This is a genomic window from Blautia sp. MSK18_10 (assembly GCF_020553185.1).
Lineage (GTDB): Bacteria > Bacillota > Clostridia > Lachnospirales > Lachnospiraceae > Blautia_A > Blautia_A wexlerae.
The window spans coordinates 59,258-70,744 of sequence record NZ_JAJCGT010000015.1; the positions used below are offsets into that span (position 1 = coordinate 59,258).

At 42.2% G+C, this 11,487-nt stretch carries 11 protein-coding genes; 10 read left to right on the forward strand and 1 reads right to left on the reverse strand.

Going from position 1 to position 11,487, the window contains the following annotated elements; genetic code table 11:
- The first annotated feature begins 21 nt into the window (after positions 1–21).
- The 7 genes from dnaX to LI074_RS08320 all read left to right on the forward strand — a co-directional run bounded on the left by dnaX (position 22) and on the right by LI074_RS08320 (position 6,817).
- A complete protein-coding gene (gene dnaX / locus LI074_RS08290; protein WP_173698079.1) occupies positions 22–1,641 on the forward strand; it encodes a DNA polymerase III subunit gamma/tau in 1,620 nt (539 codons plus the stop codon).
- Positions 1,642–1,856: 215 nt separating this feature from the next.
- The gene (locus LI074_RS08295; protein ID WP_008706923.1) at positions 1,857–2,213 is read left to right on the forward strand and encodes a YbaB/EbfC family nucleoid-associated protein; all 357 of its coding nucleotides are present in this window, start codon (positions 1,857–1,859) and stop codon (positions 2,211–2,213) included.
- Complete coding sequence (recR, locus tag LI074_RS08300) at positions 2,213–2,812, forward strand: recombination mediator RecR (protein ID WP_008706922.1); 600 nt, start codon at positions 2,213–2,215, stop codon at positions 2,810–2,812. Before LI074_RS08295 ends, recR begins: the two co-directional genes overlap by 1 nt.
- Before the next feature lie 44 nt (positions 2,813–2,856).
- Positions 2,857–3,954, forward strand: a complete 1,098-nt coding sequence (locus LI074_RS08305; protein WP_173681724.1) for a LacI family DNA-binding transcriptional regulator — start codon at positions 2,857–2,859, stop codon at positions 3,952–3,954.
- A 428-nt stretch (positions 3,955–4,382) separates the two neighbouring features.
- Entirely contained in the window at positions 4,383–5,036 is a 654-nt protein-coding gene (gene fsa, locus LI074_RS08310; RefSeq protein ID WP_026649740.1) for a fructose-6-phosphate aldolase, read from the forward strand.
- A gap of 15 nt (positions 5,037–5,051) precedes the next feature.
- The gene (locus tag LI074_RS08315) at positions 5,052–5,891 is read left to right on the forward strand and encodes a transketolase (protein ID WP_008706915.1); all 840 of its coding nucleotides are present in this window, start codon (positions 5,052–5,054) and stop codon (positions 5,889–5,891) included.
- On the forward strand, positions 5,879–6,817 hold the full coding sequence (locus LI074_RS08320) for a transketolase family protein (protein WP_008706912.1): 939 nt from the start codon (positions 5,879–5,881) through the stop codon (positions 6,815–6,817). The genes LI074_RS08315 and LI074_RS08320 overlap by 13 nt, the downstream gene beginning before the upstream one ends.
- Here LI074_RS08320 and yyaC read toward each other — a convergent pair.
- Positions 6,790–7,344 carry a spore protease YyaC gene (yyaC, locus tag LI074_RS08325; RefSeq protein WP_008706911.1) on the reverse strand — a complete coding sequence of 185 codons (555 nt, stop codon included), beginning with the start codon at positions 7,342–7,344 and terminating at the stop codon, positions 6,790–6,792. The genes LI074_RS08320 and yyaC overlap by 28 nt on opposite strands.
- 278 nt (positions 7,345–7,622) lie before the next feature.
- On the opposite strand from yyaC, the gene LI074_RS08330 reads away from it, so the two are divergent.
- The 3 genes from LI074_RS08330 (at position 7,623) to LI074_RS08340 (ending at position 11,015) form a co-directional block, all read left to right on the forward strand.
- Positions 7,623–8,978 (forward strand): LysM peptidoglycan-binding domain-containing protein, encoded by a 1,356-nt coding sequence (locus LI074_RS08330; RefSeq protein WP_062807064.1) that lies wholly within the window; start codon positions 7,623–7,625, stop codon positions 8,976–8,978.
- An 80-nt stretch (positions 8,979–9,058) separates the two neighbouring features.
- Entirely contained in the window at positions 9,059–10,306 is a 1,248-nt protein-coding gene (locus LI074_RS08335) for a DUF5711 family protein (RefSeq protein ID WP_118633233.1), read from the forward strand.
- 10 nt (positions 10,307–10,316) lie between these two features.
- The gene (locus LI074_RS08340) at positions 10,317–11,015 is read left to right on the forward strand and encodes a CvpA family protein (protein ID WP_055053379.1); all 699 of its coding nucleotides are present in this window, start codon (positions 10,317–10,319) and stop codon (positions 11,013–11,015) included.
- Positions 11,016–11,487: the final 472 nt, after the last annotated feature.

Below are 11,487 nucleotides of genomic sequence, written 5' to 3' on the forward strand. Positions count from 1 at the left end.
AGTTACGATAGGAGTTTACTCATGAGTTACACTGCTCTTTACAGAAAGTTCAGACCGGATAATTTCGCGGATGTCAAAGGTCAGGATCACATAGTGACTACTCTGACAAATCAGATTAAGCATAACCGTATCGGCCATGCGTATCTGTTCTGCGGCACCAGAGGAACCGGTAAAACAACAGTAGCCAAAATTCTGGCGAAGGCAGTCAACTGTGAGCATCCCGTAAATGGCAGCCCCTGTAATGAATGTGCCATGTGCAAGGCAATCCAGGCAGGAACTGCAATGAATGTGATCGAGATCGATGCTGCATCCAACAATGGTGTGGATAATATACGTGAGATCAGAGAAGAGGTTTCTTACCGCCCTACAGAAGGTAAATATAAAGTATATATTATTGATGAGGTTCATATGCTTTCCACAGGTGCCTTCAATGCCCTGCTGAAAACACTGGAGGAACCACCGTCTTATGTTATGTTTATCCTGGCAACTACAGAGGCGCACAAGATTCCGATTACGATTTTATCCAGATGCCAGAGATATGATTTCCACAGGATCACCATAGACACTATCGCGGCCAGACTGGATGAACTGCTCAAAGTTGAAGGTGTAGAAGCTGAGGAAAAAGCAGTCCGATATGTAGCGAAAGCGGGAGATGGTTCCATGCGAGATGCGCTCAGCCTTCTCGACCAGTGTATTGCTTTTTATCTTGGACAGGAACTTACCTATGATAAAGTTCTGGAGGTTCTGGGAGCCGTTGACACCGAAGTGTTTAGCAAGCTTTTGCGAAAAGTGATCCGGGGAGATGTGACAGGTTCCATTCATATCCTGGAGGAACTGATCGTAGGAGGCAGGGAACTGAGCCAGTTTGTGGGAGATTTTACCTGGTATATGAGAAATCTTCTTCTCGTTAAGACTTCTGAGAATCCGGAGGAAGCGATCGATGTCTCATCCGACAACATGAAGCTTCTGAAAGAAGAGAGCACCATGCTGGATGTGGAGACGCTGATGCGGTATATCCGTATTTTTTCGGATTTGTCCAACCAGATCCGATATGCAACCCAGAAAAGGGTTCTCGTGGAGATTGCACTGATCAAGCTGTGCCGTCCTGCAATGGAGACTAATCTGGACTCTGTTTTGGACAGACTGCGTGTGCTGGAACAGCGGATGGATGAACGTCCGGTACAGCAGGTGATCGTGCAGCAGGGTTCAGGGAAAATGCCGGCAGAAACCGGGGCAGTTCAGGAGCCGGCGGGAAACAAAGCACCGGCGAAAGCGGCACCGGAAGATTTGCAGAAGATCGTGGCAGGCTGGAGAGTGATCACAGGACAGACAACAGGGATGTTCAAACAGATGCTTCAGAAATCTGTTCCGAAGTATAACAGTGAGACAGGAGAACCTGTTCTTTATGTGGAATTTCAGGATTTTCTGGGGCAGTCCTATGTGGACAATCCGGAAGCGAAGAAAGAGCTTCAGGACATCATCACTGCTCAGACAGGAAAAACAGTAGAGATCCAGATGCTGGTGGCAGATAAGCATCAGCATACAAATCTGGCAAATATCACAGTGGACCAGGCGATAAAGAATAATATCCACATTGATGTTGTGATAGAGGAAGATCCTGATGAGGAAAAAGGAGAATAAATATTGTTACTGTTCACACACCACTATCCCGCGAGGTGTTTTGGCATGAATATGCCAAAATCCCGAGACATACAAGCCAAAATTCTATTGCCGCAGGCAATCTGGAATGAATTTTGGCTACGTTACTGTGAACGGAGTGAACAGTAACTAAATATTCTCCGGACAGGAAAAGGCAGTAAATAATAAGGCAATAAATAGCAAGGAGGACATCACAAATGGCAAAACGTGGAGGATTCCCGGGAATGGGTATGCCGGGAAATATGAATAATCTTATGAAACAGGCGCAGAAAATGCAGCGCCAGATGGAAGAGAACCAGAAAGCTCTGGAAGAGAAAGAATTTACGGCTACTGCAGGAGGCGGAGCTGTAGAGGTAACTATCTCCGGTAAGAGAGAGGTGACAAAAGTAAAGCTTCAGGAGGAAGTTGTAGATCCGGATGACATCGAAATGCTGGAAGATCTCATCGTTGCAGCTACAAACGAAGCACTTCGCAAAGTGGAAGAAGAATCTACAGCTGTTATGTCTAAACTGACAGGTGGTCTGGGCGGACTTGGCGGAGGTCTTCCATTCTGATGGAATACTACAGCAGTCATATCAATAAGCTGATCGAGCAGCTTTCCCATCTTCCGGGAATCGGTGCGAAATCAGCACAGAGACTGGCATTTCACATCATGAATATGCCAAAGGATCAGGTAGAGCAGCTTACCTCTTCCATTACCGGTGCCAGAGAGAATGTACAGTATTGCAAGTGCTGCTGTACTCTGACAGACAGAGAGATCTGTCCCATCTGCAGCAATGATAAGCGTGATCATTCAGTGATCATGGTGGTAGAGAATACAAGAGATCTTGCAGCTTATGAAAAAACAGGCAAGTTTGATGGCGTTTATCATGTTCTTCATGGTGCAATCTCTCCAATGCTTGGAATCGGGCCGGATGATATCAAACTGAAAGAACTCATGCAGCGTCTGGCAAAGGATGAGGTAAAGGAAGTGATTATTGCTACCAATTCCAGTCTGGAGGGGGAAACAACGGCAATGTATATCAGTAAGCTGATCAAACCTACCGGGATCAAAGTCAGCAGGATTGCAAGCGGAGTTCCGGTAGGAGGAGATCTGGAATATATTGACGAAGTGACTCTTTTACGTGCTCTTGAGGGGCGTGTGGAGCTTTAAGGTTACTGTTCTGACAAAAGATCATCGGAAAAGGAGGCATCACTTTGTCTAAAAAGAAAGCAACTTCTTCTGACGTGGCAAAGAGGGCAGGAGTCTCCCAGGCAACTGTTTCCATGGTCCTGAATAAGAAATATAATGTTTCTTTTTCCAGAGAAACAGTGGAGAAGGTAGAGCAGGCAGCCAGAGAATTAGGTTATCATCTTCCTGGACGAAAGAACAGAAAAGAAAGCCGGAAAGAGAAGCTGATCGTTGTTTTTTGCCCTACGCTTACAAGCCCGTATTATGTATTGCTTCTGCAGGGGATTGAAGCAGTGGCGAACAAGCAGGGATATGGTGTCTTTATCTGTAATACACAGAGAGATCCCCGTCTGGAGGAGAAGTATCTGCGCATGATGGGTACAATAGAGCCGCTTGGCATTATCTACTGCTGTAATCCAAATCCGGATTTTCAGCAGCAGGTAGAGGAACTGGCGCAGACAATCCCACTGGTTATCATCAGTAATAAAGAGAAAACTACAACTATAGATGCCATTAATCAGGATAATACAGTTGTGGGAAGGATGATGGCAAGACATCTGCTTGATCTGGGGCACAGAGATGTAGCGTTTATCACTCCGCCCCTGACAAGGAGACAATGGCAGAGAACGAAACGTGTAAATGGTTTTGTGAAAGAGTTTGAGAAAGAAGGCCTGAAGGATCATGTGATCATTAAGGCTGCGGATGAAGCTATCGATATGCAGATCCCACGGATGGATTCGGAATATTCGATGGGTTATGAGCTTACTATGGAGCTTCTGGATGAAGGCAGGGAATTTACAGCTATTGCAGGCCAGAATGATATGATGGCTATTGGTGCGCTGGATGCTCTCCATGAAGCAAGGATTCATGTACCCAAGGATGTATCGGTGATTGGGTGCGATAATATCTTTTATTCGGGAATACGGAAGATCTCTCTTACTACGATCGATCATTTCGTAGCCCTTAAAGGCAGAGATGCCTGTGATATTATACTGCACAAAATCGATGAGCAGGACCGTTTTCTCACAGATTCTGCTCCTGTCAGTCTCTATAATATTGAATATACCCCCAAGCTGATAGCGAGACGCACTACAGGGTATGTCAGAACCAAAAAAAATAATTAAATACGTCGAATGAAAATTATTAATAATAATTTATCGAAACTGCAGAACAGTTATTTGGTATAGAGCTGTGTGGCGAGGTAGATTGCGAATATCTACCCGGCAGGCATTTTCTGGAAACGTACCAAAATTTCAGGATGTGCGGCTGAAATCCGATATCAGAAATGATTTCTGACGGAGGTTTCCTGCAACAGCAAAGACAGCGAACAGTTACGAAAAGAAATGGTTATAAAACATATTGTATATTGCATGTTGATAACAACGAATATATGCTTTGACTGAAAAATAAAGAATTAATAAGACATGCGATTATTAATAAAGAAATTATTAATAATCTTTTGCCACGCTTGACCTGAATGTAAAGTCTGTTATAATGAAACCATCAGATCAATGAACGATTATGACAAGCAAAAATCAGGAGGGTTAAGAACATGAAATTTTTTATTGACACAGCAAAAGTAGAAGATATTAAGGCAGCTAATGATATGGGTGTAATCTGTGGTGTTACCACAAATCCGTCTCTTATCGCAAAAGAAGGAAGAGATTTCAAGGAAGTAATCAAAGAGATCACATCTATCGTAGACGGACCGATCAGCGGTGAAGTAAAAGCTACTACAACAGATGCAGAAGGAATGATCAAAGAGGGACGTGAGATTGCAGCCATTCATCCGAATATGATTGTTAAAATTCCTATGACAGTAGAAGGTCTGAAAGCAGTTAAGGTTCTTCATGCAGAAGGAATCAAGACAAACGTTACTCTGATCTTCACTGCTAACCAGGCACTTCTGGCTGCAAGAGCAGGTGCTACTTATGTATCTCCGTTTCTTGGAAGACTGGATGACATTTCCACAAGAGGTGTTGATCTGATCCGCGAGATCGCTGAGATTTTTGAAGTGGCAGGAATCGAGACAGAAATCATCGCAGCAAGCGTAAGAAATCCGATCCATGTAACAGACTGTGCACTTGCAGGTGCTGACATTGCAACTGTTCCGTACAATGTAATCGTACAGATGACAAAACATCCTCTGACAGATGCAGGTATTGAGAAATTCCAGAAAGATTATAAAGCAGTATTCGGCGAATAAGGAGAATTTACCACAATGGAAAAATTAGAACTTCAGAAAATTGCAAACGAAGTCCGTAAAGACATCGTTACTGCATTACATTCTGCAAAAGCAGGACATCCGGGCGGATCTCTGTCTGCAGCAGATGTATTCACTTATTTATATTTTGAAGAAATGAATATTGATCCAAAGGATCCTAAGAAGGCTGATCGTGACCGTTTCGTACTTTCCAAAGGCCACACAGCACCGGGATACTACTCTGCACTTGCAGAAAGAGGCTTTTTCCCAAAAGAAGATCTGAAGACTCTTCGTCATCTGGGTTCCTATTTACAGGGACATCCGGATATGAAACATATCCCGGGTGTTGATATGTCCAGCGGTTCTCTGGGACAGGGAATCTCTGCAGCAGTTGGTATGGCGCTTTCTGCCAAATTAAGCAATGAAAGCTATCGTGTATACACCTTATTAGGTGACGGCGAAATTCAGGAAGGCCAGGTTTGGGAAGCTGCTATGTTTGCAGGCTTCAGAAAACTGGACAATCTTGTAGTGATCGTGGATAATAATGGACTTCAGATCGACGGTAAGGTTGATGAAGTATGTTCTCCATACCCGATTGATAAGAAATTTGAGGCATTTAACTTCCATGTGATTAACGTTGCAGACGGAAATGATATGGATCAGTTAAGAGCTGCTTTTGATGAAGCAAAAGCTACTAAGGGAATGCCTACAGCTATCATTATGAAAACTGTAAAAGGAAAAGGTGTTTCCTTTATGGAAAATCAGGTTGGATGGCATGGAAAAGCTCCGAATGACGAGCAGTATGCACAGGCAATGGAAGAGTTAGAAAAGGCAGGTGAAGCATTATGTCAGAAGTAAAGAAGATTGCAACAAGAGCAAGCTACGGTGCTGCGCTGGTTGAATTAGGTAAGAAACATGAGAACCTGGTCGTTCTGGACGCTGACCTTGCTGCAGCTACTCAGACTGGCGTATTCAAAAAAGAATTTCCGGAGCGTCATATTGACTGTGGTATTGCCGAGTGTAATATGATGGGCATTGCCGCAGGTCTGGCTACTACAGGAAAAGTTCCATTTGCCAGCACATTTGCAATGTTTGCAGCAGGACGTGCTTTTGAGCAGGTTCGTAACTCTATTGCATATCCGAAGATCAATGTAAAAATTGGCGCTACTCATGGCGGAATTTCTGTAGGTGAAGATGGTGCTACCCATCAGTGTTGTGAGGATTTTGCTCTTATGAGAGTAATTCCGGGAATGGTTGTTGCCTGCCCTTCTGATGATATTGAAGCAAAAGCTATGGTAGAAGCAGCTTATGAGCATGTTGGTCCTGTATATATGAGATTTGGACGTCTGGCAGTTCCGGTTATCAATGACAGACCGGACTATAAATTTGAATTAGGCAAAGGTATTGTCCTTCGTGAAGGAAAAGACCTTACGATCATTGCAAACGGTCTCTGCGTAGCTCCTGCTCTTGAAGCTGCAGAGAAGCTTGCGGCAGACGGCGTAGATGCAAAAGTAATCAATATCCATACGATTAAGCCTCTGGATGAAGAACTTGTAGTTGCAGCAGCCAAAGAAACAGGCAAGGTTGTAACTGTAGAAGAGCATTCAGTAATCGGCGGACTTGGTGGAGCAGTATGCGAATGCCTGTCTGAGAAAGCACCTGTACCTGTAAAACGTATCGGTGTAAATGATGTATTCGGAGAATCCGGTCCTGCCACAGCTCTTCTTGAGAAATATGGTCTTGATGCAGAAGGTATCTACAAACAGATCAAAGAATTTGTATAATTTACGATTCCCTGTGTGATGGTATCTGCCAGAGAGATTACCGTAGACAGGCGGGTAGTCTGAAGGGTTAGCTGTTCCAGTACACCTGCAATGTTTACAATCCCTGTGATATGGATATCACCAACAGGAGGAAGTTCTTTCTGAACTGCAGCACCTGGGTAAAGTGCACCATCTGCGATGGTCACATACCCCAGGTGCTTTTTTTGTCCAAGAGAGGCATCCACTGCAATAACCAGACCTTCGGGATGCAGAATTTTGATCTGGCGGGAAATTCTGGAAAGATTTAAAGCATGTACGGGGCTTTTCAGGGTACCGTAAACATAAACGCCATGAGTGTCCGTATTCAGATGTTCAAGTAACTGGTGTCCGATATAGGGACCGAGACAGTCTCCTGTCACGCGGTCACTTCCGATACACAGAAAAACCAGTTCCGACCATCTGCCGGGATATTGAAGAATACATTTATTTAAAAGAAAAGCGATTTCCTCAGCAGAACTGCTTTTCTGTGAGTCCACATAAAATACCATAAAACCTCCCTGATCGTATTTATGTACTCGCAGAGTCTCTATTGTACCTGCACAAAAAGATTTCGAGAGCACATTATTGATTATATCTTTTAATTGCTATAGTCCCTTTGCTTCATAACAACAAGCTGCGAAGAGGCTTCTGATAACATCATATCCTTACCGGGATAAAAATATGCACTGTGCAAAATCTGTCGCCAAATTCTGGTAAATTCCTCTTACAATGTGATAAAATCTGCAATTTATCTGTGTTATCCTGATACCCGAAGGGGTGATGAGAGATGATAGAAGTAATCTATAAGGACGAATCTCAGGAAGGACAAAATGGTGAGGAACCGTTTGGATTACCCAGAAATATACGCCAGATCGGCCTGGCAGCCGAAGATTACAGGATTTATATGGAGGACTATGTGTACACATTTCTGGTAAGACTTGCCAGAGCGGAAGACTCTCTGGGAGAAGCAAAAACCAGAGTGGCAGTTCTTACAGGAAATCTTAAATGGCGTTCTCAGACAGCTTATCTGTTTATCAAAGGTGCTATTATAGCGGAGGAGATGGAGGCAGCACCTGATCATATCGATTTTTCGGAAAATCAATGGAAGCAGATACAGGAAGCCCAGAAGGAGTACTTCGAAGATCAGGAGATTGTGGGATGGTTCTTTTCACAGCCTCAGCTTCTCCTGAAAGTATCGGAAGTGATGTCAAAAGTACACATGAAACATTTTGGAGGAGAAAAAGTCCTGATGCTTATGGAACCTCAGGAAAGGGAAGATGCTTTCTTCCGTTATGAAAACAATGAAATGGTGCGTCTGGGAGGGTATTATCTTTATTATGAAAAAAATCCCGGTATGCAGACGTATATGATCGACAAAAATGAAGAACTTCAGCCGGAACCTCAGGAAAAATATGAAGATCAGGCTGTGAAAGATTTTCGCAAAATAATTGCAGATAAAAAGGAAACCAGGAAGGAGCCGGCAGCTCCTTCTGTTTTTTCATATGGATTAACTGCATGTCTGGCAATTGCAGTACTGACAGTGGGTGTTAATTTTTACAGAAGTTACCAGAATGTAAAACAGAACGAAAAGGAGAGCGCGACGGTTTCTTCAGTGATCGTTGAGGAGATAACGCCGTCTCCTGTTGTCGGGACTTCGAACAATGAAGCTGTCAGGCAGCATAAACAATACCGAACAGATATTATACAAAATGATGCAGGGAAGAATAAAAAGAATAATGAAGAGAATAATCAAAGCACCAGTGAAAAAGAAAATTCTGAAAAGAAAAACAATACTTCAGAGAAAAAAATATCAGCAGAGCAGACAGATACAGAACAAAAATCGGACAAAACAGAACAGCTTCCGGATGTAAAGACAGAAAAAGCAGATAAAACCGAACAAATCTACCAGCAGGAAGCAGATGAACGTAAAGCACAGAAACGTGTCAGGGAAGCTGTGCAGAAGGAAAACAGCGAAGCAGCGGGAAAAGCCCATGAGTCATATGTGATTCAGCCCGGCGATACTCTTTTTCAGATAAGTATGGACAGATACGGAAGTATCGAAGCCATAAGCCAAATCTGTAAATTGAATGGGATGTCAGCGGACGAAATCATTTATCCGGGACAAGTAATTGTATTACCTTAGAAAACTGTGCTATAATAAATGGCAAAAACTGAAACCTGATAATCAACAAAATGAAAGTGAGAAATAAGGTAAAGGCTAAAATGGCAAATACATTTAAGAAAATAATAAAAAAACATAAAAAGAAAAAGCTTCAGGCAGAGAGAAGCAGAAAAGCGAAAGCCCGGGAGAGAGCTGAAGAGGAATATGCAGATGATTATGAGCGCAGATTGTCCCGCCACAAAAGAAGTGTAGTGAAAAAGACAGTTATTACAGTGGTGGCGATAGCTGCTGCTGTAACGGCTGTGGGATTTTACATAGAGAAGAGAAGCTATCATACTTATAAAGTAGTCCAGACAAGTGAGCAGGAGGATATTGTTTCTACAAATTATGTTGAAATGGATGGAAATATCCTTCGATACAGTCCGGACGGGGTTTCCCTTGTTTCTGATAAGATGAGTACACTCTGGAGCGAAACCTATCAGATGCAGAATCCTGTGGCAGATGTTAACGGAACTCATGCGGTGATTGCGGATAAAGATGGAACAACTTTGGAGATTTATGATAAATCAGGAAAAACAGGCAGTGTAACTACTTCCTACAGTATTGTCAAAGCAAAAGTATCCAAAAGCGGTCTTGTTGCGGCAATCCTGGATGGTGGAGATGATACATGGATTGATTTTTATGGTACAGATGGAAGTCTGATTGCTGAAAATCAGACGAAGATAGATGATCCGGGATATCCCCTTGATATTGCTGTATCTGAAGACGGAGTGATCATGATGGTAACCTATCAGTTTGTAGATGGAAGTGATACGACCAGTTATGTGGCATTTTACAATTTTGGAGATGTAGGACAGAACGAGGATGACAGAATTGTCAGTGGATATAAGTATGAAGGCGTGGTAGTTCCGCAGATCCAGTATCTTGATAATAACCGGTCTGTAGCACTTAAAGATAATGGATTTACAATTTATCATGGAAGCCAGATTCCGAAGGAAGTAAAAACAGTAAAAGTAGATAAAGAAATTGTCAGTACTTTTTATGATAATGATATGATTGGTCTTGTGTTTAAGAATGACAGTAAAGACAAACAGTATACAATGGAAGTTTATACTACAGATGGCAAATTGAAATTCAAAGAAAACTTCAATATTCCATATACGACGATTAAATTAAGCGGTGGAAATATTCTGATGTACAACAGTTCCCAGATGTGTGTAATGAACAGCAGGGGAGTACAGAAATATCTTGGCAGTGTGGATGGAACGATCAAAGATTTCTTCAAAATCGGAATGAACAGATATCTTCTGGTATTGGACAGCGGTGTAGAGATAATAAAACTTAGTTAGGAGGATGAAAATGGCTTTAACGTGGGCCGGAGTCATTACGATACTTTTTCTGGCGGCTGCATGTGTCAGAGGTTATAGGCGGGGACTGATAAAAGAACTGGTTTCGCTTGTATGTGTTTTTCTGTCGATGGCGATCGTGTGGTTGATAAATCCTTATGTAAATGAGTTTATTCGGGAAAATACATCAATTTATGAAAAAGTACAGGAAAGTTGCCGGGAGTTTGTAGGAGAGGAATACAGCACATGGACAGGCAGTGGAGAAAGCCAGACTGAATTTATAAATGAAATGAATCTCCCGGAGCTGCTGAGGAATGGACTGGTTCAGAATAATAATTCTGACAGTTACCAGTATTTGGCTGTAACTACATTTTCGGATTATATTGCCCAATATCTGGCGAGAATGGCAGTGAACGGAATTTCTTTCCTGATTTCTCTGCTGATGTCGACGATTATGGTGAGGAGTATCACATGGATGCTGAATCTTGTGACGAGATTACCTGTGCTGCATGGCATGAACAAGGTAGCAGGAGCGTTGCTGGGGGCAGTTAAATTCCTTATAGTAATATGGATTATCTTTCTGGCTCTCACCATTGTGTGCAATACAAAGGCTGGTGAGGCGGCCCTTCAGATCATTAAGAAAGATTGCATCCTGAGTTTCATATATGACAGAGATATCCTGATCAGGATATTTATGAGTATCTTCTATTAAAAAGGTTTGGTATCTGTGGACCGTAGGTATCGGATCCAAATGTCTTCCTGCGCAAATGCGAACGATTTTTAAATCTTTACTCTGATATTGGGTCGTTAAAAATGAGGATATTATAGCGATATCGGAGATGGCGTAAAAAATATGTAAAAAAATGTAAAATAATACTTGACGCAAAAAGAAAATAATGATATGATAAATCCGCTTCTGAGTGAGGCGGATTTTTTTTGACAGACAACAGAGATTTGGTTGAATAAAGTTGAAAAAAATATAAAAAAAGTGTTGACAGGAAACTGAAGACATGATATTATATCAGAGTTGCTGATGCAGATGAAAAAGAACTTAAAAAATAAAATAAAAAAGTTCTTGACAAAGCAAAAAGCAAGTGATATAATAAACGAGCTGTCAGCCGAGAGGCGAAGACAGACAACCTTGATAACTAAACAGTGAAACACATACGATTCTCGAAAATTCT